Origin of the sequence: Streptococcus sp. 210928-DFI.4.42 (assembly GCF_020554365.1) — a bacterium.
GTDB classification, from domain to species: domain Bacteria; phylum Bacillota; class Bacilli; order Lactobacillales; family Streptococcaceae; genus Streptococcus; species Streptococcus parasanguinis_S.
On the sequence record NZ_JAJCHF010000029.1, the window covers coordinates 1 to 25,078 of the forward strand.

Sequence of the window (25,078 nt, forward strand, 5' to 3'; positions counted from 1 at the left end):
GACGACGAAATCGAATTCTAACGAATTACCGATTTCTGTCCCACTCTCTATTTTTTTATTCTTGTGGCTCCTTGGGCAGTTCCATACGGAAGCGCAAGCCCATAGCCGTTTTATCAAATTGGTAGGCCAGCTCTTCATGGTCTAGCAAGTGTTGGACCACAAAGAGTCCCAGACCACCTTCCTTCTTCTGACGGCTAGCGGTCATTGGCATTTCAGCAGTCTCTACCATTTCCTGGCTGGTATTTTCAATCGCCAAGTGCGTCCCTTCCTCTTCGAGACGGAGGTGGATCTCTCCACCGGCATCCGAATGTTTGACGGCATTACTGATAACATTTGAGAGAACCAATTTTAGAATTGCTGGGTCCATATAGACGGCTTTGTCAGGGATTTGATTGTCAATCATGAGCGAGCGAGATTGAGCCAAGACCTTGTACTGGTCGAGGATCTGCTCTACGACCTGATCCAACTGGATCCATTCCTTGTCTCCGGCCAATTCTTGGACAGAGGACAGGGACAGGATTTCTAGGACGATCTGGTTCATCTCATCGACGATATCGAGGGAGACCGACAGATAGCGGTCCCGGTCCTTGTAGCGGCCGATCTTATCCCGCATATTTTCTAGGATAATCTTCAAGCTGGCCAGAGGCGTCTTGAGCTCATGCGAGGCTCCCCGTAGGAATTCGACCTTCATCTGCTCCAACTTCAGATTCTCCTGTTTCTGCTGCTCTAGATTGTCGATCACCTCTAGGAGATGGTGATAGAGATCGTTGATCTGTTGCTTGAGAACGCCGATCTCATCCTGTGAGTGAATAGGAAGACTGGCTGTTCGATCCAAGCGCTTCATCCGCTTGGTCATCTGCTTGATCTCCAGGATCGGAGCAGAAATCAGGCGGGCATAGAGATAGGAGGCAAGGAGTGACAGAACAAAGGAAGCCAGAAGACTATAAGGAAGGAAGCCCAGACTGATGTCCCGCGCTTCCTTTTGCGAATCGACGGTCGCTAAGAATTGCAAGGTCAAGTCTTTCCCTTCCTTAGTCTGAATCTTTCGCTCTTCAATGACCAGGGAATTATTCTGGCTATCAGGGTTCACGAGCAGGTCATCCTTGACCTCTAGGGCATTTTGTTTTTCCTTGCCCTTAATCGAGACCTTGATATCATTGGTCTTGGAATAAAGGTCGATGACCGACTCAATGGTCCCTTCTTCCTGACCCTGGAAACTCATAGCCAGGGCTTGCGATTTCTTCAAAATTGTCTGGCGCTGGGACTCGATATAGGTCGATGGAAAAATAAAGTAAACCGAAGCATGTAGAAGGATGACTAAGCTACTAAAAAGGGCAAAGGTGATCAGAAAGATTTTTGCAAAGATACTCCGTTTGGTCATGGTCTCTCCAATTTATAGCCGACATTGCGTACCGTAACGATACAGTCCAGCTCTAGTTTTTTTCGTAGTTCCTTGATATAGACATCGATCACCCGGTCAAAAGGAATCTCCTCCGTCTCCTTCCAGACGGCATCGAGGATCTGAGAGCGGGTCCGGGCCTTGCCCTCATGCTGGAGCAAGTATTCCAATATTTCCAACTCCTTGGCATTCATGGAAATGGCTTGGCCTGCTAGGCTGGCTGTGTAGCTCTCAAAATCCACCCGTGCCTCTCCATAGGTGAAGACCCGGGAAGGTTGAAGCTTTTTAAAAATAGCTTCGATACGGACCTTCAAGAGGGACAAGGAGAAGGGTTTTTCCAGATAGCCATCTGCCAACTCTCCAAAGGCTGTCAACTTATAGTCCTCATCATGGAAGGCCGTCAGCATGAGGACAGGGACTGAGCTGGTCTTCCGGATGGTCTTAAGGACCTCCAAGCCATTGAGGATAGGGAGCTGGATATCCAGCAAGACCAGATCTGGCGCCTCTCTGTGAAAGAGGTCCAGGGCCTCCTGCCCATTACCTGCTTCAAAGACTTCATAACCACATTCCATGAGATAGTCGCTCATCCCTTCGCGAATCAGGACTTCATCTTCTACGATTAGTATCTTCATACACTTTCCTTTTATCTAAGAAACTTCTTCTACCTCCTATTATACCCTATTTCTATTTTAGGAAACAATCTCTTATTCGACATCCACCAAGAGATCTTTTGGTTTCTTATGCAAGAGCCATTGAGAAGAAAGGATGGATACGAGAATCAAGAGGAGGCCGCCAACCAAAACAATTACCAACAATTGACTCGGTTGGATATCCATATGGAGGTCCGTCAGGGTCTTACTGAAGCTTTCTGCCTCAGCTCCTCCACCAAGGTTGGCTGCAGAGGATTCTTGAGCCATTTGTTTGGCAATGCCACTGGTTACGTTCTTGAGTACCGTATCTCCGACTGTTTTGGCAAGAAGTCCTGCAACTCCATAGGAGAGGAGGAAGGCGGGGATGGAAATCATGACCAATTCTGCCACGAATTGCCCTGCAATCTGCACCTTGGAGAGTCCCAGAGCTAGCAAGATACCCACTTCTCTGCGACGGGCATTGAGCCACAAGACGAGGAGAAGGGTGAGAAGCAAGCTAGCAAAGATGAGGCTACCGATAAACAAGTAGTCCGCCACTTGGAACATGCTGCTGATGGATTTTTGCAAGGCCGGGTAGTTGGAAGAGCTCTTAACCAAGTCATAGAGGTTCCAGTCAATGTCGAGTGCTTTGATTTTTTCGATCAATTGATCCAGGTCCTGATCCCCCTTGGCAAAGAAGGTCGCATCCTCATAGGTAGCTGTTTGAACAGTATTGCCGTAGAGCTTGGCAGCTGTATCCAGGTCAGAAATGAGGGTATCTTCATACAACTCTTGGGCGTAGGTTAGAGGAGCTTGGTTCTTCCCTGAGAACAGACCCTTAATGGTCACTTCGACAGTTTCATTAGCCCCTTTTTCATTGTCAGCATCGTAGAGATTAGACTTGAGACGCACCTTATCACCTACCTTGAGGCCATTCTTTTTCGCCAAATCTTCGTGCATGAGGATTTGGTTTTTGTCCTTGTCTGTCAAGTGCTCCCCTTGGACCAGCTTGTAGGCTCCAGAGACAAACTTATCTTCTTTAGAAGAGTCATTGACCCCCGTCACCATCAGGGTGTTTTTAAAGTATTTGGCCCGCTCTGGAGATTGATTTTGCAGGGTTTCTTCAGTCTCAATGATCTCGTGGTCTAGGATATCTGCGATGGCATTGATCCGCCTGATGGAGGAAGTGATCCCCTCTACCTGGCTGATTTTTTCGATATCTTCTCCTCTGAGATTCCCAGCTCCCCGTGGGGTTCCTGGATTGGTCCTGCGGTTGATCTGCATGGAGAAGCTATTAGTGATGGATCCCAGGCTTTCCGACGAAGCTTTTTGGGTCGCTCCCTTCATGGAGAGTCCGATCAAGCTCAAGGTCACCATGAGGAGAATGATGGCAAAGAGCAAGAGGGACTTGGGCCATTTACGTGTGATATAAGCAAAAGCATTGCGCAACATAACATTCCCTCCTTACTTACTCTTCTCAACGAGGCTACGGCGACTCAATTCCAAGACCACATCGGAGGCCTCTGCCACTTCCTTACTGTGGGTGACGACGATGACACATTTTTGGCGTTCCTTGGCCAACTTCTTCAAAATGGCAATGATATCACCAGCTGTCTGTTCATCTAAGTTTCCTGTCGGCTCATCTGCTAAGATGACAGGTGCTTCTGAAACAAGCGCACGCGCAATGGCCACCCGTTGTTGCTGCCCGCCGGATAGTTGTAGGACATTGCGTTTGATTTGCGTTTCGTCCAATCCCAACTCCAAGAGAATGTCTTTCCCAGCTTGTTTGTTGACCAGGCGAACATTTTCAAGTGGCGTCAAATAGTCAATCAGATTGTAATTCTGAAAGACCAGGGAGACATGGTGCTTGCGGTGGTAGCTAGACCCTTTGGTCTGGATGTCCTCCCCATCAAAGAGAACCTGTCCCTTCTTGGGATTGTCCAGACCAGCCAAGAGGGATAGGAGGGTTGATTTCCCTGCTCCAGACTGACCGATAATGCTGTAAAAAGTCCCATTTTTGAACTGATAGTTCACGTCTGAGAAGATCTCTTCTTGGTAGCTTTGGTAACTATAGGATACATGTTTGAGTTCTAGCATATATGTCATTTCTCCTTAACTCATTTTTGTTAATATTTCTTTTGGGGTCTTGCGCCAGATCATGCTAGTCGTTACACCGAGCGACAGAAGGATCAAGCACAAGAGGCTAGCATAGGCGATTCCTAAGGAAAGGCCTTGAGGGACTTGGTTGAGCAAGTCTAGGGTCTGCTGTTGACCCGTCTGTCCGACAAACTGCTCTAAGAAACGATGGCTGACCATCCGCCCGATGAGAAAGGCTGGGATCACTGCTAGTAAGGATACCAGCACCACTTCCAAAAGGAACTGTCTAAAGATCCGGCCCTTGCTCTTCCCAATGGATAAAAGCACCCCGATTTCATGGATCCGCTCCCGTGTCCAGAGACTGAGTAAGAGCGATAGGGCACCGGCTCCCGTCACCAGGAGGACGATCATCATGATCCGCACCAGGCCTTCTAGGGTCTGAGAGGATTCCTTCATCTGGTCAAAGGCCTTGCGATCTTCGACCAAACGTAGAGACTGCCAATCCAGATCCAAGCTTTTAACTTGCTTCAAGAGGGCATCGATTTTCTCAGGATCTTTGACGCCAAAGGTGACCTGGGTCACTTCTTGCTGACTGAGACCTAGGAGCTTGGTCGCATCCTCATAAGGGAGGTAGACTTGGTTTTCACTCAGATCAGAGGTCATCCCTGTGAATTTTTCCTGTTTCTTACCCGAAAAGATCCCTATGATTTTAAAGGTTTGCTCTTTGGCGGGAGTCTCCCCCATCTGAAAGCTGGATAAGGTCAAGGAATCTCCGACCTTTAGCTTGTTCTTCTTAGCCAACTCTTGGTGGATCAAGATCTGGCCGCGAGCCTTGTCGGATAAGTGCTTGCCTTGCACCAGTTGGAAACTGCTACTCCGGAAATCCAGGTGCTGGTCTGTCTTCTGGGTAAAGACAGCGCCTAGCGCTTGCTTGGCTTCCTGCCCCAAATCGTCTCGCTCCACCGACTGCTGTCCCGTCACCGCTTCTTTACCAAGAATGCGAACGGGACTTTCATATTGAGGAACCATAGCTCCCACCCCAGCTAGTTGCTGCACCTTTTCAGCTTCCTTCAGAGCAAAGGGAGTATCCCCTTGCTTACTGGTCAGGGCAAAACTGGTCCCAGCCGACTGTTTGATATGGTCCTCCAACCTTTCACCCACTTGCATCAGTGAAAAACAGAAATACAAGCAAGAGAGGATCAAGAGGAGAATCAGAAAGAGAACCAGATTCCTCGTTCTTTTCCGAGAAATATAGGCGATTGCCTGTTGTAAGAGCATGATCTTACCCTCCATTTCAAGGTCCACGGCGATACAATGTGGACGCTTTCATCATTTGTTATAGTTATTATAGAAAAGAAATGTGAAATGTTTATGAAATAGAAAAAATTTCCTAGAAAAATCTAGGAAAACTGAACAGTCGTTTAGAGTTACTTTATCTATAGCCATAGAAAAAACCTTTGAAAAAGGATTCCTTTTCAAAGGTTTTATTTTCTTCTCTTCTTAATTTCTTTTTCAATGGCACTAGCAATTTTCTCCACCATATAGGCCGTCTGGAGATTGCGCAAGATCAAGAGGGCCCAAAAACATGCAAAGAGCATTTGACCCGCCATAGTCGCTTCATTGAAAAAATAAGTCTCCATAGCAGTAAAGACTGCTATCACTGCAAATTGTTTTCTATTCATAAAATTATTTTACCATGATTCAGTAAAAAATTCATGTATTAATCGTCTTGCAGGGTGATTTTATCGGATAAAAAGTGAAATTCCTCAGGGATGACGCTTTCCTCTTCTTCCACCACTTCCGCTTTTTGCCCACGCGCCTTAGCCGAAAACTCTGCCCGAATTTGGGTCCATTCTTCCATCGAAACCGCTAAAATCTCTGGTGAGAAGCCAGCAGCATTGCTGAGGATATTTCCAAACATGGTATTGAGGTTGTCCCGCTTCATGGTCTGTTCGGCATTAAAGGCAGACTCAAAGGCTAAAATCGCATGGTTCTCATTGGCAGCGACCGGCTGGGATCCGATTAAGAGGGCCTTATCCGCACCTGCCAAGCTCTCGATGATTTCCCCCCAAGCATTCTGAAGACGGATCAAGTTGGTCCGTGCCAACTCTGGGTTTTCAACCGCCTCTTGCAAGATCGCGTTGACCTTGTTTCGATCTGCACGGTAGCCCTTGCTCGACTTGGTTGGGCGAGCTACTGCTGGTTTTGAAGCAGGAAGACTGCTACCTGATTGCGCTAACTGTTGCTTGAGCTGTGCGACTTCCTTTTTTAAGTCTTCCAGCTGAGCTAGCACATTGGAAGGAACCTCCAGAGCAGCTGAGTTAGAAACTTGGCCCGTGCTTTCAGCCAATTTAATGGTCATCATTTCAGTATAGATACGCGGTTGCAGGCTATTTTTGATATCCGCTAGACTAGTCGTCGCCTGGTCAATCAGGGCAAAAAGACGGGCTTGATCGGCTTCAAGATTCGCCGCAAATAAGTCACTAGCGTGAGTGTTTTCTCCGCCTGTCTGGACAATCAAGAGATCTCTCAGATATTGAAGTAAGTCCGTAACAAAGCGGGCCATATTCTTCCCATTATCAAAGATAATCGCTAGCTGATCCAGCGCCGCTGTCGCATCATGAGCCAGGATGGCAGCCACGTACTGATCGAGCGCAGCTAGACTGATGGAGCCAGTAATCTCTTCAGCGATTGCTGTCGTCAACTCACTACCCGCAGTCAGACTCAGGGCTTGGTCCAAAATGGACAAGGCATCCCGCATCCCACCTTCAGCGCGCCGAGCAATGATCTGGACAGCATCTGCTTCATAGGCAATGCCTTCTGTAGCTAAGATGCTTTCCAAATGGTGAACGATATCCGGTAGTTTGATGGATTTGAATTCAAAGCGTTGCACCCGTGACAGAATAGTGGCTGGAATTTTGTGCAATTCCGTTGTTGCAAGGATAAAGACCACATTTTCCGTGGGCTCTTCCAGTGTCTTCAACAAGGCGTTAAAGGCCCCTGTTGAGAGCATATGGACCTCATCGATAATGTAGACCTTGTGCTTGGCTAGACTCGGAGCATAGGTGGATTTGTCGCGAATGTCCCGAATTTCATCGACCCCATTGTTGGAGGCCGCATCAATCTCGATGACATCTTCTAGACTCCCATTGGTAATGGATTCACAGATATAGCAGTTGTTACACGGCTCCCCATTGACTTGATTGGGACAGTTCATGGCCTTAGCAAAGATCTTGGCCACACTCGTTTTCCCAGTTCCACGAGGTCCAGAAAAGAGATAGGCATGGCTGATCTTGTCCTGCTCCACTGCCTGTCTCAAAGTCCGTGCCACCACTTGCTGGCCGACCAATTGACCAAAGGTCTGGCTACGGTATTTCCGATATAAAGCTTGATACATTAGTTCTTAACTCCAAACATCTTAAAGTCCCAGTTTGTCTTTTCGATCAAGAGAGCGACAAACTCTTCCAAATACTCTTGATCCAGCTGATCGTAGTCAGAGACGCATTCTGAGTCCAGGTCTAATACCCCAAGGAGCTGACCGTCCTTGACCATAGGTACCACAATTTCACTCATGGCCCGGCTATCACAGGAAATATAGTTGGCATGTTGGCGGACATCATCGACAATCATGGTTTCCTGCTTTTGAGCTGCTTCTCCACAGACACCCTTTCCAAGTGCGATGTGGACACAAGAGACGCCCCCCTGAAAGGGTCCCAAGATCAATTCTGACTGGTCATACAAATAAAAACCCGCAAAGACAGAACGAGGCAGGGCTTGATTTAAGAGGGCACTGGCGTTAGACAAATTGGCCAAGGCATTGCTTTCACCTGTTAAGAGAGCGTCTAACTGTGCCAGTAAAAGTTGGTATTGTGATTCTTTTTCCGAATGTTTCATACCTTTCATTATACCAAATCTTTGCCCAAAAATTAAGCTTCAAACAGCGAAAGAAAAGAGAGTGGGACAGAAATCGGTCATTCGTTAGAATTCGATTTCGTCGTCCCACCTCCGCACAGTTGAGTAGGGCTGTAAAAGCTGATGAAATCAGCGTAGTAGAGCCCACTCAACCACTGCGTCTTGCTCGACAATCCAAAAACAATTGAGAGGCTAGGACTTTTGTCCCAGCCTCTGGAATATAGATAAAGTTATCTGAAAAACTTTCCTTAGGTGAGGACGGACGTCAGCGAACTTCAAAGAAGTTCCATGACTAATTATTGAGCCTAAGGTCTCAATAATTCCGAGTGCTAGAAACAATTTTGTTTCTAGCACTTTTCTCACGGCGGAAAGTTTCAATATATTCTTGATTCATTTTAAAAATGAAATCTCAGTTTTATTTCTTTGCAGAATCATTTAACTCATTCTTCTAAAAATTATTTTATCTATTCATGTCGCCGATTGAAGTGAAAGACTTCAAAATACTGAATGGCACGATAGATTAAAAAGATAGTCAAGATAATGGATACCAGCCAGATGGTCTCTAATCCATAAAACTGGATCAAGTAGGTCGAAAAAATGGCCCCAAAGACAAAACTCCCGATCAAGCAAGTCATAAAGATGGCTTCCCAAAGGAATTTCATCTCCCTGTCTCTAACAAAATTTCCATAAGCTACCATGGTTTTCTTGAGATTTCCGGTCATAAAAGAGTGGTTGTAGGCATAGCTACCTACTTCTCCAAATGAGGTCGCTACGATTCCTAAACTCAGGCCAAAAAAAGGCACGATGAAGACATTTTTTACCGATGCTGGCAAAAATCCCGTCACCAAAGTTGTGAGGATATAGGGCACTAGGGTACTCAAGCGCCAGACTGAATTATCAATCAAGCGACGCAAGACCGTCATTAAAAAGATCCCCAGCATAAAGGCCAGCATCGTGGCTAACTTCACTTCTACATCTGAGATCTGCTGGCCGATCAAACCAACCGATAGAAAAACCACATTTCCCGTCTGGCCTGCCGCCAAGGTCCCACCCCGACAAATAAAGGTATAAGCATCTGAAAAACCAGCACACATGGTCAATAAACAAGCGAACGCCTTGGTCCGCGAATGAAACTCCCTTTTCATTTCCATTCTCCCTAGGAAAAAGAGGGAGTGGTACAAATGTTACATAACATTTCTGGTACCACTCCCGCGAAGTTGATTGAGAACTCTTTCGAGTCTTTTAGCGAATGAAGAGTCTCACCAACTACTGCGACATTCAATTATTCCAACTAATGATAAACGATGGAGATCGATTGTCCTCTTTCTCCCTATCTTTATTTTCCCTCACGCGCCTCGTTGAGGATTTTCTCAATCTTGGTTGTGATCAAGTCAATCGCAACTGTATTGGTCACGCCCTCAGGAATAATCACATCCGCATAGCGCTTGGTAGGCTCAATGAACTGGTGGTACATCGGTTTTACCACACCAAGGTATTGCTCAATGACACTATCGAGACTCCGGCCACGCTCCTCCATATCGCGCTTGATCCGGCGAATGATCCGAACATCATCATCCGTATCCACAAAGATCTTGATATCCATCAAGTCTCGAAGGCGCTTGTCTTCAAGGACCAAGATCCCTTCCACGATAAAGACATCTTGAGGTTCCTGACGATAGGTCTTGCTGCTGCGTGTATGCTCTGCATAGTCATAGGTTGGGATATCCACTGGACGACCTGCCAAGAGTTCATTGATCTGCGCAATCATCAAGTCCGTATCAAAGGCAAAAGGATGGTCATAGTTGGTCTTGATCCGCTCCTCAAAGGTCAAATGACTTTGGTCCTTGTAATAAGAATCATGCTCAATCATGGCAATCTTTTCATTCGGGAAATTGGCCAAAATGGCACGAGACACACTGGTCTTTCCACCACCAGAACCACCAGTAACACCAATAATAATAGGTCTATTTTGCATTTTCTACTCCATTACCTGTAGTCGTCTGAGAAGAAATAGTCATCTCAGACACATCTTATCCATTTTACCATATTTTTGCCTAGACATGAATAGTTTTTCATTAAGAAGTTTGGAAACAAAAAGGACCTTGCGGTCCTTTCATTATTTTACTTTTTCTAATTTTGCGGCAAATTCATTACCACCACGTAAGACGAGTATGTTTTTTCCACCGTTGACAGGTACGAAACAATAATTTGAATTAGCTTGTATATAGACTTCCTTAGCGCTCTTCACTTGATAGCCTTCTGATTTCACCGCTTCTTGAATGACTTCAAATGTGTGTTCAATCTCTTCTTTAGAAGTCGTGTCTCCATCATACTTTTCTTGATCAGCTAGAGAATAGAATGCGTAAGCCTTGTTATCGTAATACTTATCACTTATAATTCCATGATCTGAAATCTGAACAGTTGTATTATCTCCTTCTGTCACATTCTTCCACTTTCCAACCATGGCCTTTGGTGTTTCAACCTTGTGATAGACCAAATTATCTTCAAAGTTTCCTTCGTATGATTTATAAGTTTTCAAGTCGAATAAATCATTTCTTAAAATAATATTGCTTCCGTCTTTTTGGAGCAAGTTATAGCGCGTGTTCCCACCAGACTTAATCACAACTATTTCTGTTGTCTTCAGGTTAAATTTCTTATCGACATCCGCAAGTGAATGCAAGTCTGTCGAATTTAACAAAGAAAGTGCGGTATTAAATTCTTTTTTCGCTTCATTGCCCTTGAGAACCTTTTTGATGGTCTCGCTACCATTGACTTTTTGTTTCTTTCCACTTAGTTCATAAGTGATCGGACTAGAATCCGTATTTCTCAACCAAACACCATCTAGACTTGGCCCACCTGAAAAGAAAAAGAACCAAGCAAAGGCAATCACTGCGACAAGTCCCGCAACTGCAGCCCCAATTTGGGTTTGTTTATTAAAAGAAAATGTCAATTTTTTCGGTCTTGGAACAGGTTGTAAGGTTTTCGCCGATGGCTGCGGTTGGACAACAGCTGGCTGCTCTTGTGAAAGAGGCGCACTAGGTGCAACAGGTGCTTCTTGAGCTGGAGCTGGTGCCTCTGTCGTTGGAGCCTGCGCCTCAGTTGCTGGAGTCGGCTCTTCTTTTCGCTCTACGACAAACTCCCCTTTTTCACGCGCTTCTTGAAATTCTTGCATACTTGGCTTGCGACCATTGACCGCTTCAAAGTATTCAACCCAATCGTTTTGATTCATCATATCCCCCTTATTGATTCATCATAAAAACTAACCATATTATACCACAAATCAATGGTTAATTTTTTGATTTTCAGAAAAATATCTGAAAAAAGTCCAAGTGATTTTCCACTTGGACCTTCTTCATTATTTCAAAACTTTTTGTGTTTTCGCATAGTTGGCTTCTACAGCTTCTTTTTCAGCCTTCCACCAGTCTTGGTGGTCTGTGTACCACTTGATGGTATCTTCCAAACCTGCTTCAAAGTTTGTGAATTGTGGTTCCCAACCTAATTCTTCACGCAATTTGGTTGAATCGATGGCATAACGCAAATCGTGACCAGCACGGTCTGTTACACGGTCGTAGGCGTCTTTTGGTTGACCCATTTTTTCAAGGATCAACTCCAGCACTTCTTTGTTATTCTTTTCACCATCGGCACCGATCAGGTAAGTTTCACCAATACGGCCTTTAGTGAGGATAGCCCAAACACCAGTTGAGTGGTCGTTAGTGTGGATCCAGTCACGGACGTTCTTCCCTTCACCATAAAGTTTTGGCTTGATGCCAGACAAGATATTGGTGATTTGACGTGGGATGAATTTTTCGATGTGTTGGTATGGCCCGTAGTTGTTTGAACAGTTAGAAATCGTTGCTTTAACACCAAAGGAACGAACCCAAGCCTTCACGATCAAGTCTGAAGCAGCCTTGGTTGATGAATAAGGTGATGATGGGTTGTATTTTGTTTCAGCAGTGAATTTTTCACCAGGACCTTCCCCATGTCCAGGAAGATCTTCGCGCAATGGAAGGTCTCCATACACTTCGTCTGTTGACACGTGGTGGAAACGAATGTCGTATTTACGAGCCGCTTCCAAGAGTGTGTATGTTCCAACAAAGTTTGTGTAGATAAATGGAGATGGGTCTTTGAGGGAGTTGTCATTGTGGCTTTCTGCCGCATAGTGAACAATCGCATCAGCCTTGGCAGCCAATTTGTCAACTAATTCAGCATCAGCGATGTCTCCCACAACCAACTCAACACGATCTCCAAGGATTTCTTCGATATTGGCACGGTTTCCAGCATAAGTAAGTTTATCAAGGACAGTCACATGCACGTCTGGATGGTTGTTGTAGACATAGTGTACGAAGTTTGAACCGATGAAACCAGCTCCACCGGTTACGATGATATGTTTATATTCTGACATTTTTTCTCCAAATAATTTTTAGTTTTGATTGTTCCTTAAATCAATCTTTTTTTAGCTTTCCTTAGGTGAGTACGGACGTTAGGTGAAATTATCCAGTGGATGATTTCAGCAATCCAGGAAGTTCCATGACTAAGTTTTGAGCCTAGTGTCTCAAAACTTCCGAGCACCTGAAACACAATGGTTCAGGTGCTTTTCTCACGGCGGAAAGCTAAGCATATAGCTCGCTTCGCTCGTTTATAGCAAAGCTAAAAACTATATAATGATGTTCTTGATTGTTTTAAGAGCTTCATTCTTACAAATCTTCTGCTTTTAGGGGTTTGACGTCTTTGAGCAATGGGTGATTCTTGTCTGCTTCTGAGACTTCTGCTTCTTCCAAATTTTCCCACTGGATGTCTAGACTTGGGTCTGCATAGTTGACAAAAGCATATTTTGGCTTGAGTTCCAATGCCCAGTAATCATTGACCAAATAGCTGTAGGCTACTTTGTCAGACAAGACTTGGAAACCATTGGCTACGCCACGTGGTACGAAGATGCCTTTTGAAGCATCAATCACAGTTTGGTAGGTATTCCCAAAGGTATCGCCTTCGCGAAGGTCTACCCAAGTTCCAAGAACCTTTCCTTCATCTGCTACAGAGATGTACTTGTCCCAAGGTTCTGCATGCAGACCACGTAAGACATGCTTGCGTGAAAAAGAAACGTTGTTTTGTAACTTGCCTTCCGCAAAGAAGCTTTCAGGGAATCCAAGAGGAAGCATTTTTTCCTTTTGAAAGTTTTCCTTGAACCAGCCACGATTGTCCCCATGGACTGGAATATCAAACTCCATCAAACCAGGGATGGCTTCAATCTTGCGGGCTGCTAATTCTTTTCCGAAAAATTGTTCTGTCATTAAGCTTCTCCAATCAAACGGAGCAAGTATTGTCCGTATTCATTTTTCTTCAGAGGTTGTGCCAATTCATAGACTTGCTCTTTGGTAATATAGCCCATGCGATAGGCGATTTCTTCAAGGTTGGCAACTTGGACGTTTTGCAAACGTTGAACAGTCTCGATATATTGAGAAGCCTGCAAGAGACTTTCGTGAGTTCCTGTATCCAACCAAGCAAAACCACGGCCCATGAGCTCAACAGAAAGATCTCCACGCTCCAAATAAGCCTTGTTGACATCTGTGATTTCAAGCTCTCCACGAGGACTTGGTTTGATGTTTTTGGCAATCTCTACCACATCGTTGTCATAGAAGTAAAGTCCTGTCACCGCAAAGTTGGATTTTGGATGTTCTGGTTTTTCTTCGATAGAGATAGCGTTCATATCCGCGTCAAACTCTACCACACCAAAGCGTTCTGGATCTTTGACTTGGTAACCAAAGACAGTCGCACCTTTTTCTTTGGCTTCTGCCCGTTGCAACATCTTGGTTAAGCCATTTCCGTGGAAGATATTATCCCCAAGGATGAGGGCAACATGATCGTCACCGATAAAGTCTTCTCCGATGATGAAGGCTTGCGCCAAACCATCTGGACTTGGTTGCTCTGCATAAGAGAGAGAAATTCCTAGTTCAGAACCATCTCCAAGAAGCTCTTCAAAACGAGGAAGGTCTTGAGGAGTCGAGATGATCAGGATGTCTTTGATCCCAGCCAACATAAGGGTTGACAGCGGATAGTAGATCATTGGTTTGTCATAAATGGGCATCAACTGTTTAGAAGCCGCTCGTGTCAATGGATACAAGCGAGTTCCTGAGCCCCCTGCTAAAATAATACCTTTCATAATGGTAGGCCTTTCTACGTAGTCATTACCCTTATTTTATCATGTTTATATAAAAAAGTCACCTTGCATTTGTGTTACAAGGTGATGACAGGTTGTGAGAAAAAGTCTCGTTAACGATCTTCATTATAGTGATTCAAATAGGACGCTCGGACTAAATCTCATTGATATACTTTTATTCACTGATCACTGCTTCTCTTCTGAACCATCCGAATATCTTACCCTTACTCTTGATTTTGTCGTTCCTCTCCTAGAATCCATAAAGCTCTGAAATTCCTCATCTTCATTATGATAGACCCCTATCTTAATTTTATTCGCATCTTTATCATAAGCTAATACATGTTTCTTGCAAGTCCCGTCAACAAATGTGAGTTTCACCTCAGCTCCCCATGCTTCTGAAGGAATGGAGCTATAGGATGGATTTATAATCTCAATCTCCTCAATACCCTCGTAAGAATTCTTCAAGGTCTTTATAAGGCTAACTTCATACTCTTTATTGCGTCTTGCTCGACAATCCAAAGACAATTGAGAGGCTAGGACTTTTGTCCCAGCCTACTTCTTCACATATTGTTCAACTGGATAATCCGCTGAATCTAAGCGCACCTTTCCTCCTACCACTAGTTGGGCCAGGTGCCACCCAATGATGGGACCTGTTGTGAGGCCAGACGAACCAAGTCCACTAGCGACATAGAGGCCTGCTCGATCAGGAACAGCTCCCCAAAATGGTGAAAAATCACTGGTGTAGGCACGACTTCCCACGCGCTCCCCGACGACTTCCGCTTGAGCTAGTTCTGGATAGTAAAACAGAGCTTCTATTTCCATCTGATTTAGCAGAGCTTGATCCACCGTCAGGTCAAAGCCCATCTCATTTTCATGGGTGGCTCCCATACTGATCTTGCCCTGCTGAAATGGAATGATATCCAGCTCTCCTTCCGGCATGACAACAGGATAGTCATCAGTATCTAGCTCTAGCTGATAATCCCTCAACTGTCCTTTTTGGGGACGGACATCGACTTGGTAGCCAAGTGGATCGAGGATTTGCCCCAGCCAGGCCCCTGTTGCTAGGATGACTTGGTCATAGTTTTCACCAGCAATCTGATAGCCATCACTTGAGACTGAGAGGGTAGCCTCTTCCTGGACCACTCTTGCCCCACTTGCCTGAAGAAGGGTTTCCGTCAGAAGAGCTCCTTCTACATGGGCTCCACCTGATGCATAGACCAGCTTCTCAAAACCTTGCAGACCTGGGAATTGCTGGGCTACTTCTTCTTTGGTTAAAATCGCCAAGTCTCCAATCAAGGGAGATTCTTCCCGACGGCTCAGCGCCAACTGATAGAGTTCCTCTAATTTTTCCTCATTTTTCTTGAGGAGATAGACACCGGTCTGCTGGTAAAAATCTGTTTTAATTCCGTCCTTGGCCAGATCTTCTACCAATTCTTGGTAAAAATCTGCTCCCAGACGAGCCAGGCGATACCAGGCTTTATTTCTCCGCTTGGAAAACCAAGGGCTAATAATGCCTGCCGCCGCCTTAGTTGCTTGGCCCACTCCATGGTCATAGACGGTCACATTCACCTGTGCTTCTTTAGATAAATAATAGGCTGCAGTAGATCCCACGATCCCTGCACCAATAATGGCAACTTTCATCATGACCCCTTAGATATGATAAAAAGGATTGGTGCTGGCTTGACTGCCAATCACCTCAATCTCCCACACTTCTTCAGCCTTCCACTGATTGAGCTTTTCTACTAATTTTGACACAAAAAGAACTTCGATATGGTGTCCTGGATCCAAGGCCAGGAGACCATCGCTCAGCATGTCCTGAGCCGTGTGATAGTAGATATCTCCTGTGATATAGACCTCTGCTCCCCTGGCGAGAGCATCCTTGTAAAAGGACTGGCCACTTCCTCCACAGATGGCGACGCACTCAATGACCCGATCCAGGTCAGCCTGATCATAACTGACCAAGCGCAAAGCATCTAAGCCAAAGGTTTCTTTGACCTTGCTAGCCAACTGGCCAAAGGTTTGAGTAGCTACCCGACCGATGCGACCAATTCCGAGCCCTTCTCTCGTCAAACTGAGGGGCTCTGTATTTTCAATGTCCAAGAGCTGGCAGAACCAATCGTTGAGACCATCTGGGACAATGTCAATATTGGTATGGCTGACGTAGACAGCGATATCATGCTTGATCAGGTCAATATAAATCTGATTTTGAGCCCGATCAGCTACCAAATCCTTGATGGGACGGAAAATAGGCGCGTGCTTGACGATGATCAAGTCCACTCCATGAGCGATGGCTTCAGCCACCGTCTGCTCCCGGATATCCAAGGCTATCATGACCTTATGGATATCTTTTTGTAGCGTACCGACCTGTAAGCCACGGACATCTCCCTCCATGGACAATTCCTGAGGACAGTATGCTTCATAGCGTTTGATGACTTCACTTGCTAACATGTAGAACCTCCTTGATTTGTGCGATGCGCTCTTCTAACGATGCTCTGGCAGATTGATTCTCAACTGGGACTTGCTCCAAGGCAAAGGCCAATTTCTCCACTTCCTTGGACCACTTTTGGACAAAGGCTGGAGCTTGTTCCAGCATCAAATAGGGACCAAAGCGTAGTTCCTTGGCTGACAACTCTTGAGAACCCTGTTCCACCACGAGGATCTCATAGAACTTCTCATTTTCTTCCAAGATAGCTTCATCAACAAGGCGAAAATCATGGTCCACTAACCAAGCCCGCAGTTCATCCTCTCGATTATTGGGCTGCAAGACCAAGCGAGAGACACCGGCTAATTTCTCGAGACCTGCTGCTAGGATATCCGCAATCAAGCGCCCGCCCATTCCTGCGATGGTGATGCAGGAAATACTATCTGTTGGTTCAAATGCAGCCAAGCCATTAGCTAGGCGGACTTCAATCTTGTCCTCTAAACCATTATCGGCAACATTTTGCAGGGCAGACTGATAAGGTCCCTCAACCACTTCCCCTGCAATAGCAGCCTCAATCTTGCCTCCCTGTAAAAGAGCGATTGGGAGATAAGCGTGGTCACTTCCCACATCTAACAGACGCGCTCCTTCTGGGACGAAGCTAGCCACCAAGTCCAAGCGATTTGATAATTTTGTAAATTCCATGTGTTTCTTTCTATACTTTTATTCCACCCTTTAGTATACCATGTTTGCAGCATTAAAAAAAGGCGCGACGGCGCCTTGTCAAATTGCTTCTATATTGTTCTAGCTAGATATATAAGTTGAGAAATCTCTTATTTTTGGAGCTAATAAAATACGTATTGAGTTTTCCGCAGTGAGAAAAGTGCATGGAACTATTTTGTTTCATGCACTCGGGAGTTTTGAAACCTTAGGTTCAAAACTAAGTCATGGAACTTCTACGAAGTTCGCTGACGTCCGGACTCACCTAAGGAAAATCTCAATACAATTGAATTATCTATGCTTAGACTTTAGTCAATTTCCTTATATTCCACTTCCAAGCCACGTTGCACTGCTGGGCGATTAGCAATTTTCTCTGTCCAAGCTTGCAAATGTTTGTATTCCTTCACATCTAGGAAAATTCCAGCACGATCCCAGACCTTGTCTTGGGCTAGACGGCCATACCAAGACCAGATGGCAATATCCGCTATGGTGTAGTCATCTCCTGCAATATAAGGTTTGGTCGCCAATTCCTTGTCCAGTAGGTCCAATTGGCGTTTGGCTTCCATGGCAAAGCGATTGATGGCATACTCGATTTTCTCAGGCGCATAATGGAAGAAGTGACCAAAGCCTCCCCCTAAAAATGGTGCAGCCCCTGTCTGCCAGAAGAGCCAGTTGAGCACTTCTGTCCGTTTAGCAGGATCTGTCGGAATCAATTGTCCAAATTTCTCTGCTAAATACAAGAGAATATTGGCTGATTCAAAGACCCGAATGGCTTGGTCACCTGATTGATCCAACATGGCTGGAATTTTCGAGTTTGGATTGATGGCTACAAAGTCACTGCCGAATTGATCCCCATCACCAATCTTGATGCGATAAGCGTCATAGCCCGCATCCACTCCCAGCTCTTTCAATTCCTCTAGCATAATAGTCACCTTGATCCCATTTGGGGTTGGAAGGGTATAGAGTTGGAAAGGCTGATCACCTTTTGGAAGTCTTTGTTCAAAGCGGGCACCTGCTGTTGGTTGGTTCAAACCTCCCCAGGCTCCTCCCATTTGACTCGGTGCTTCCCATACTTCTGGTAATTGATAGTCTGACATCTCTGTTCTCCTTTTTCTAAGCTAGTACTAGCATATCAAATCCAGGCGCTAGTTTCAAAAATCTGCTATGCTAGCTTTACTTGACTTTTCTGGTCAAAATGATAGTATAGAAAAAATACAATTTTAAGGAGAAAACCATGTCCATGATCGATTTTCATAGTTTGGCAAAGACGGAACTCCACTGTCACTTAGACGGTTCCTTGTCTCTTCCAATCATTCGCCAATTGGCAGTTCTGGCCAATATTGACCTACCTGCTAGCGATGAAGAGCTCAAGCACCATGTCACCGCCCCTGCCCACTGTGAGAATCTCTTGGACTATTTAGAGGCCTTTGATTACATTCGCCCGCTCCTTCAAACCAAGGAAGCCCTGACCCTTGCTGCTTACGATGTCGCTAAGCAAGCGGCTCTGGAGAATGTCCTCTACATCGAGGTTCGTTTTGCCCCAGAATTATCCATGGACCAAGGACTTACCGTCCCAGAGACCATCGATGCTGTCTGTGAAGGATTGCGCCAAGCCCAGGATGAATTTGGCATTACAGCCAAAGCCCTTGTTTGTGGCATGCGCCAGTCCGATCCAAAACTCACCTCTCGCATCCTGGCAGAAGCCAACCAAGTTAGGGATCAGGAATTTGTCGGCTTTGACTTCGCTGGTGATGAGCACAACTACTCTCCAGAAGATATTCGACCTCTAATTGAGCAAGTCAAGAGTTACCATCGTCCTATGACACTTCACGCAGGTGAGTGTCATTGCCCACACTTTGTAGCCCAATCGATTGCATTTGGCATCAAACGCAATGGCCACGTGACAGCTCTATCTCATGAACCAGCCTTACTCCAATCCTTTATTGACAATGGGGTCACGGGTGAACTCTGCTTGACCAGCAACTTACAGACAAAAGCCGCACCGACTATAGAGGATTTCCCTTATCTGAAGATGAAGGCAGCCGGAGCTCGGATCAGTATCAATACTGATAACCGGACTGTATCTGATACGGATTTGACCAAGGAATATGCCCTCTACCATCAGCATTTCCAAACCAAGGAAGCTGACTTTTACCAGCACAATGTCGATGCCATCCAGGCTTCCTTTGCTAGTGACGAGGAAAAACAAGAACTCCTCACCAAATTAGAAAAAGCTTACGCGGACTATTTATAAACAAAAAAAGCTAGCACTTTAAGAGTGCTAGTCTTTTTAATCCTTCCATAAATCCATGGCCTGTAAGAAATCGTCTGAAATCGTCACATTGCGTGGGTTGGCTTGCTCGCGTTCTTGTAGTTTCGCCTCTACTTGGACCAGACTGTTGATGCCTTCACTGCGCCAGTTTCGCAAAATGGCTTGGATATATTTCCAGTGAGGCTTGCCGTTAAAGACGGCTTCTCGTAGCGCTGCCTTGATCACATCTGGATCTGTCTGATCTTCGCGCACGGTCTTGGTCAAGTCTTCAATCTCAAAAGGTGTCAATAGTCGTCCCAGTTCTTGTTGGAAGGTTTCCACCAAGTCCTTGATGACATTTCCCTTGGCAGGAGCACTCTGTGTCTTCCCTTGTGTCTGAGCCTCTAAAATTTCATCCAAGCGTTCCAGGGCAATGGTCGCATCAAAGATGGCCTCAATTTCTCCATTGAGCTCAATGGTCCGATATTGAAGAAGTCCCTTGGTGGTCAAATTGGACATAATCCGATTGACTTCTGTCACCGTTTTTCCCAGATGACTAGCAATCTGATTAGGAGTCAAGGTCTCTTGACCGGTCGTATTTTGAAGGAAGAAAAACTGCCAAACCAAGTAGTCATCTGCTTGGTCAAACAATTCATGATAATGAAAAAGCAAGGCACTTGGAAGAACCAAGTTGCCATACTTAAATGCTTGTGAATATGTCATAATTCCCCTTTATAGGTAACCATAAAATGAAATATCTTTTTCCAATTCTTCCAAGCGGTAAGGTGTTTCTTGATAAACCGCATAGTTGATCCAATTACTAAAGAAGGTCGTCGCAGCTAGATTCCAACGAATGCGAGGCTCTGTATTAGCGTCATCCCCATCAAAGTAATTCTTGGGAACGTCCGGATCCAAACCTGCCTTGACATCTCGGTGGTATTCTTTTGCCAGCGTATCGCGATCATATTCCAGATGGCCAAAGCTATAGACCTCACGCATATCTGGACTAGCGATGATGGAAAGCCCAACTTCATTTCCTTGCGCGATCACTTGAAGATTGCTCTTTTCAAGGACTTCCTTCAAAGGAATATCTGTATAGCGGGAATGAGGGGCAAGGAAGCGATCGTCAAAGCCTCTCATGAGCAGACTATCGGGACGCACCACTGCTTGGTCATAGATACCCGATAGCTTGTCACAGAGCTCTACTTTTTGAATCCCGTAACGGTGGTACAGTCCAGCCTGGGCTCCCCAACAAAGGTGCAAGGTAGAAAAGACATGCCGTTTAGACCATTCAAAGACCTGGGTTAATTCTTCCCAGTAGTCTACTTCTTCAAAGTCCATCTTTTCGACAGGCGCTCCTGTCACAATCAAGCCGTCATAGTAATTATCCTTGATATCCTCAAAGGTCTTGTAGAAGCTCTCCAAATGCTCAGCCGCTGTATTCTTGGATTCATGGCTGGCCATGTAGAGGAAATCAACATTGATCTGCAAGGGCGTGTTGGCAAGGAGCCGTAAGAGCTGGGTTTCTGTCGCAACCTTGGTCGGCATCAGATTAAGAATGAGAACATTCATCGGCCGAATATCCTGGTGAGTCGCCCGAACATCATCCATGACAAAAATATTTTCTGAACGAAGGATATCGACTGCTGGTAATTTTTTATCTAGAGTAATTGGCATAAAAAGCTCCCATCTTACAAGTTCTTAACTAACATTATATGATAGGAGCTTATAGTTTTCAATTATGGTTTTTCTGTAGCCAGTTATAGTATTAGACTATATCAGTAATGCATCAAGACTTTGTAGTCGTAATCGCCGATCGCTTCGCGGCCTTTAAGATCATCGAGCTCGATCAAGAAGGCACAACCTGCAACTACTCCACCGAGTTTTTCGATCATTTCGATGGTTGCTTTCACCGTACCACCTGTTGCCAAGAGGTCATCGACGATGAGAACGCGTTGACCTGGTTTGATAGCATCGGCGTGCATGGTCAAGGTATCCACACCGTATTCTTTTTCGTAGTCAGCAGAGATGACTTCACGTGGCAATTTACCAGGCTTACGAACAGGCGCAAATCCAATTCCCAACTCAAAAGCGACCGGACATCCAACGATGAACCCACGCGCTTCAGGACCAACGATCATGTCGATTTTCTTATCCGTCGCGTATTGAACGATTTCACGAATCGCATAACTATAAGCATTGCCATCTGCCATCAAAGGGCTGATATCACGGAAGGTAATACCTTCTTGTGGATAGTTTTCAATGCTTGCAATGTAATCTTTTAAATTCATGGTTAACTTTCTTTCATAAAAAATTTTTTACATTCCATTATATCATGAATTCCACTAACTTGCATCATTTTTTGCCAAATCATTTTCCCAAGCTCCCGCGTCAAAAGCAAAAATCCCACATCCGAAAAAAGATGTGGGATTGAGTTCTAAAAAAACTTACTATTCTTCTATCAATTTGTTGTACTCGATTTTCATATCTCCCAAGTTTTTCAGGGAATAACGGGAGCTTCCATTTTTGAACCAGGTACCAAGAATATATTGTTCGGCGACTTTCTTACTTTGCTTTTTCAACCAAGTCCGGTCTTTGCCATAGGTGGCAAGTTGATCAAGGAGTTGCTGGCCCTCGTAGGTAGTATCTTCTTTAGAAAGGTAGACCTCCTTCTGAAAAGACAGCTTTTTTGACGAGTCGTATTTAAATATAAATCCGAGTGTCACACCTTTTTCCAATTTAAAATCATACATATAGGTCCAGTTGGGAGTTCCTCTAAACATCATCACGGACTGGTCTTCGTTTCCATCAACAATTCCTTTTGAATAAGGGTAGGTTTGAAATCCCTCATCTTCTTTCCAGATACCATCATTTCCTATCGTTTCTGTAAAGGGCTTAAACATCACATAGCGCATCATCCCACCATTTTCGGAGTAGTTAATTTCTTCCATGGGGTTCTTCAAGCTCAGGTAGATTCCCAACCAATAAAGGCAAAAAAGTAGGATAGGAGTGAGCCAGAGAAATTTTTTTAGGTGTTTTTTCATGAGGCCTGACCTGTCAGGTAGTCGTAGATTTCACGAACCGTTCCAAGGGCCATCAACTCCTGTTCTTTAACGGTTTGTTTGAGGTTTTGGTAGATGCTGCTCTCTGCGATTTCTCGTTTTTCTGCTTCTTTATTGACCTTCATGATGCCATTTTCAATGGTCACGAAGCCCAGCTCTTGGAAGATCTGAATCATTTTGACCAAGAGGATCTGCTGGATCTTGAGATAGGCTGCTAGGTCTTTGAGTTTGTAGCGGACATCAAACTCTGGGTACTGGTAGATGGTCTTATAGAGCTTGGCATACTGGTCCCTGCTACCGTATCCTGTCAGATAGTAGGCTTTGGAGATCTCATTTTTGAAATAGACGGCTTGCAAATCATGCTCTTGGAAGATTTGCCGTAGTTGCTCTATATCCTCTGGGATATTTCCAACCACCACAGCGGATGCCCCAGATAGATCTGGCAATTCTTTAGTAAAATCCAGAACGGGAACACCTGCGGGGAGGCTGACATTTTTAGAGCGGATATTAAAGAGCTGCACGCCGTCCACACGCGCATCAACCAACATGAGCTGAAGGGTTGTTTGGCCATTCCATTGGTTGACCGACAACTGCACGGCTAGCTCTAGGTCTTGCGCTTGCGCAAACTCTGCCTCTAAACTTCCCAAGCCAAAGGCAACCACCTCAAAGGTCGCATCTTCTTGAGAGATCTTGAGTTTCAAGTGGGTATTGCCAGCTCCCATCGAGCGTGCCCCTTCTACCTTGAAATTACGGACCAGAAAGACTGGTTTTTTATTGTCCATGCCAAAAGGGCTCAAGCGATCAAAGTTTTTCAAGGTCTCAAGCGTTAGTTCTGTTAGATGTAGTTCCTCATCGATGGCTAGGCTAGACTTGCTACTGAGATCAATCTCTTGCTCTCTAATGTAATCCGTAAGAGCCCGAGACAAGGCAGGGAGTTGGTCCACCTCAAGCGTCATCCCTGCTGCACCGGCATGCCCGCCAAAGGCGACAAAGAGCGACCGGTGGGGATCGAGGGCCTCAAAGATATTGACCGACTCAGGACTCCGAGCGCTTCCTTTAGCCCGCCCATCTTCAATGCTTAAAACAACAACTGGCTGATGAAGCTCTTCCAATAAACGACCAGCTACAATACCAAGGACCCCTGGATTCCAGCCTTCTTTGGCCAAGACTTGGGCGGACAAACTTGGGTCGACCATGGTTTTGGCTTCGTCATAGATAGCTTGGACGATCTCTTTTCGTTCTTCATTCTTTTGATGAATCATGAGGGCAATCTCGTGCGCCTCTTCATCGTCAAAGCCAGTCAGGAGTTCAATGGCCGGATTGGGATCATCGAGGCGGCCAAGGGCATTGAGACGAGGAGCAATCTGAAAACCAACCGTTTCTTCATTGACATCCTCCGGACGAATCCCTGCGATCTCCAAGAGCTCCTGCAAGCCCATGCGCTGGGTATGTTGGAGAACACCCAGACCGTATTTGACCAGGATCCGATTCTCATCTGTCAGGCTCACCATGTCAGCAATGGTCCCAATTGCTACCAGGTCTAAGAGATCGACTGGTACTTCCTCTAGGAGGGCACAGGCCAACTTAAAGGCAACACCACATCCTGCTAGATAATGGAAGGGATAATCCGCATCTGGATGCTCCGGATGAATGATCGCATAAGCATCTGGCAAAACCTCTGGCATAGAGTGGTGGTCGGTCACGATGACATCGACTCCCATCGCTTGAGCCATGGCAATGGCTTGATTGCCCGCAACCCCATTGTCCACCGTAATAATCAAGGAAATACCTTGTTGCTCGATAAAGTATTTGTAGACACTCTCATTGGGACCATAGCCGTCTGTGAAGCGGTTGGGTAGGTAGACTTGCACCTCTGCTCCCATCTGCTCCAAGGTTTCCTTCATAATGGAGGCCGAGGTCATCCCGTCCGCATCATAGTCACCATAAATCAAGATTTGCTCATAATCTTCGATGGCCCGTCGGATGCGCCCCACTGCCTTGTCCATATCATGGAGCAAATAAGGGTCGTGTAGTTTCTCAAGCTTGGGTTCTAAAAAGTCTTCTAAATCCTCTTTGGTCTGAATGCCACGCTCATACAGCAAGGTTGCTACGGACGCTTCTAGGCCTGCTTTTTTAGCAAGGGCTAAAAAGGCCTCATCTGCACTTGGCGAAGCTAACTGCCAATCGTATTTTGAAGTGATCATCTAGCTTTTGGTCTCCTCTTTTTCTTATCTGATTATTATATCATGAAAGCCAAAAATGGCGGGAAATAAAAGGTCAGGTAATAGTTGGAATATTTGAAAATACAAAATATTTAAAAATAGTTGCTATCGTATCACTTAACTCTATCCCTATTCCCCCTTTTGTCAGTCAAATAGATAGAGGCTGGGACAAAAGTCCTAGCCTCTCAATTATTTTTGGATTGTCGAGCAAGA

24 protein-coding genes are annotated in these 25,078 nt (G+C 45.3%); 1 reads left to right on the plus strand and 23 read right to left on the minus strand.

The genetic code is table 11. From position 1 onward, the window contains the following. Positions 1–55: 55 nt before the first annotated feature. The 18 genes from LIZ08_RS09265 to yghU all read right to left on the minus strand — a co-directional run bounded on the left by LIZ08_RS09265 (position 56) and on the right by yghU (position 18,427). Complete coding sequence (locus LIZ08_RS09265; RefSeq protein ID WP_227038729.1) at positions 56–1,381, minus strand: sensor histidine kinase; 1,326 nt, start codon at positions 1,379–1,381, stop codon at positions 56–58. Next, complete coding sequence (locus tag LIZ08_RS09270; RefSeq protein ID WP_227038730.1) at positions 1,378–2,031, minus strand: response regulator transcription factor; 654 nt, start codon at positions 2,029–2,031, stop codon at positions 1,378–1,380. Before LIZ08_RS09270 ends, LIZ08_RS09265 begins: the two co-directional genes overlap by 4 nt. Positions 2,032–2,103: 72 nt before the next feature. Then, entirely contained in the window at positions 2,104–3,480 is a 1,377-nt protein-coding gene (locus tag LIZ08_RS09275; RefSeq protein WP_155169524.1) for an ABC transporter permease, read from the minus strand. Between the two features lie 12 nt (positions 3,481–3,492). Continuing rightward, positions 3,493–4,134: an ABC transporter ATP-binding protein gene (locus LIZ08_RS09280; protein ID WP_049472614.1), complete on the minus strand. Its 642-nt coding sequence runs from the start codon at positions 4,132–4,134 to the stop codon at positions 3,493–3,495. Positions 4,135–4,140: 6 nt separating this feature from the next. Next, positions 4,141–5,403 carry an ABC transporter permease gene (locus tag LIZ08_RS09285; RefSeq protein WP_227038731.1) on the minus strand — a complete coding sequence of 421 codons (1,263 nt, stop codon included), beginning with the start codon at positions 5,401–5,403 and terminating at the stop codon, positions 4,141–4,143. Between the two features lie 206 nt (positions 5,404–5,609). Continuing rightward, positions 5,610–5,807, minus strand: a complete 198-nt coding sequence (locus tag LIZ08_RS09290; protein WP_195529364.1) for a DUF3272 family protein — start codon at positions 5,805–5,807, stop codon at positions 5,610–5,612. A gap of 38 nt (positions 5,808–5,845) precedes the next feature. Beyond that, positions 5,846–7,522, minus strand: coding sequence for a DNA polymerase III subunit gamma/tau (dnaX, locus tag LIZ08_RS09295; protein ID WP_227038732.1), 1,677 nt, complete (start codon positions 7,520–7,522; stop codon positions 5,846–5,848). Beyond that, positions 7,522–8,019 (minus strand): GAF domain-containing protein, encoded by a 498-nt coding sequence (locus tag LIZ08_RS09300; protein ID WP_049515482.1) that lies wholly within the window; start codon positions 8,017–8,019, stop codon positions 7,522–7,524. Before LIZ08_RS09300 ends, dnaX begins: the two co-directional genes overlap by 1 nt. Before the next feature lie 482 nt (positions 8,020–8,501). Continuing rightward, a complete protein-coding gene (locus LIZ08_RS09305) occupies positions 8,502–9,182 on the minus strand; it encodes a YoaK family protein (protein ID WP_227038733.1) in 681 nt (226 codons plus the stop codon). 191 nt (positions 9,183–9,373) lie between these two features. Further along, entirely contained in the window at positions 9,374–10,012 is a 639-nt protein-coding gene (gene udk / locus LIZ08_RS09310; RefSeq protein ID WP_003007856.1) for a uridine kinase, read from the minus strand. A 141-nt stretch (positions 10,013–10,153) separates the two neighbouring features. Next, positions 10,154–11,266 (minus strand): hypothetical protein, encoded by a 1,113-nt coding sequence (locus LIZ08_RS09315; RefSeq protein ID WP_070595007.1) that lies wholly within the window; start codon positions 11,264–11,266, stop codon positions 10,154–10,156. Between the two features lie 126 nt (positions 11,267–11,392). Next, a complete protein-coding gene (gene rfbB / locus LIZ08_RS09320; protein ID WP_003002700.1) occupies positions 11,393–12,439 on the minus strand; it encodes a dTDP-glucose 4,6-dehydratase in 1,047 nt (348 codons plus the stop codon). A gap of 292 nt (positions 12,440–12,731) precedes the next feature. Next, on the minus strand, positions 12,732–13,325 hold the full coding sequence (locus LIZ08_RS09325) for a dTDP-4-dehydrorhamnose 3,5-epimerase family protein (RefSeq protein ID WP_154858330.1): 594 nt from the start codon (positions 13,323–13,325) through the stop codon (positions 12,732–12,734). Next, positions 13,325–14,194: a glucose-1-phosphate thymidylyltransferase RfbA gene (gene rfbA, locus LIZ08_RS09330; RefSeq protein ID WP_003011246.1), complete on the minus strand. Its 870-nt coding sequence runs from the start codon at positions 14,192–14,194 to the stop codon at positions 13,325–13,327. The genes LIZ08_RS09325 and rfbA overlap by 1 nt, the downstream gene beginning before the upstream one ends. Before the next feature lie 549 nt (positions 14,195–14,743). Then, complete coding sequence (locus tag LIZ08_RS09335; RefSeq protein ID WP_227038734.1) at positions 14,744–15,835, minus strand: NAD(P)/FAD-dependent oxidoreductase; 1,092 nt, start codon at positions 15,833–15,835, stop codon at positions 14,744–14,746. Between the two features lie 6 nt (positions 15,836–15,841). Beyond that, positions 15,842–16,639 (minus strand): Nif3-like dinuclear metal center hexameric protein, encoded by a 798-nt coding sequence (locus LIZ08_RS09340; protein WP_227038735.1) that lies wholly within the window; start codon positions 16,637–16,639, stop codon positions 15,842–15,844. Further along, positions 16,626–17,315: a tRNA (adenine(22)-N(1))-methyltransferase gene (locus LIZ08_RS09345; protein ID WP_227038736.1), complete on the minus strand. Its 690-nt coding sequence runs from the start codon at positions 17,313–17,315 to the stop codon at positions 16,626–16,628. Before LIZ08_RS09345 ends, LIZ08_RS09340 begins: the two co-directional genes overlap by 14 nt. A 323-nt stretch (positions 17,316–17,638) precedes the next feature. Then, a complete protein-coding gene (yghU, locus tag LIZ08_RS09350) occupies positions 17,639–18,427 on the minus strand; it encodes a glutathione-dependent disulfide-bond oxidoreductase (protein WP_227038737.1) in 789 nt (262 codons plus the stop codon). A 137-nt stretch (positions 18,428–18,564) separates the two neighbouring features. On the opposite strand from yghU, the gene add reads away from it, so the two are divergent. Beyond that, positions 18,565–19,584: an adenosine deaminase gene (add, locus tag LIZ08_RS09355; protein WP_227038738.1), complete on the plus strand. Its 1,020-nt coding sequence runs from the start codon at positions 18,565–18,567 to the stop codon at positions 19,582–19,584. 36 nt (positions 19,585–19,620) lie between these two features. Here the strand turns inward: add and LIZ08_RS09360 are convergent, their stop codons facing one another. The 5 genes from LIZ08_RS09360 to recJ all read right to left on the minus strand — a co-directional run bounded on the left by LIZ08_RS09360 (position 19,621) and on the right by recJ (position 24,847). After that, the gene (locus tag LIZ08_RS09360) at positions 19,621–20,304 is read right to left on the minus strand and encodes a DnaD domain-containing protein (RefSeq protein WP_227038739.1); all 684 of its coding nucleotides are present in this window, start codon (positions 20,302–20,304) and stop codon (positions 19,621–19,623) included. Positions 20,305–20,313: 9 nt separating this feature from the next. Continuing rightward, a complete protein-coding gene (gene metA, locus LIZ08_RS09365; RefSeq protein ID WP_003011482.1) occupies positions 20,314–21,258 on the minus strand; it encodes a homoserine O-acetyltransferase MetA in 945 nt (314 codons plus the stop codon). Positions 21,259–21,359: 101 nt separating this feature from the next. Continuing rightward, positions 21,360–21,872, minus strand: a complete 513-nt coding sequence (locus tag LIZ08_RS09370) for an adenine phosphoribosyltransferase (protein WP_003002788.1) — start codon at positions 21,870–21,872, stop codon at positions 21,360–21,362. A gap of 159 nt (positions 21,873–22,031) precedes the next feature. Further along, on the minus strand, positions 22,032–22,625 hold the full coding sequence (locus tag LIZ08_RS09375; RefSeq protein WP_227038740.1) for a TipC family immunity protein: 594 nt from the start codon (positions 22,623–22,625) through the stop codon (positions 22,032–22,034). Next, positions 22,622–24,847, minus strand: coding sequence for a single-stranded-DNA-specific exonuclease RecJ (gene recJ / locus LIZ08_RS09380; RefSeq protein ID WP_155172181.1), 2,226 nt, complete (start codon positions 24,845–24,847; stop codon positions 22,622–22,624). The genes LIZ08_RS09375 and recJ overlap by 4 nt, the downstream gene beginning before the upstream one ends. Between the last annotated feature and the right edge of the window lie 231 nt (positions 24,848–25,078).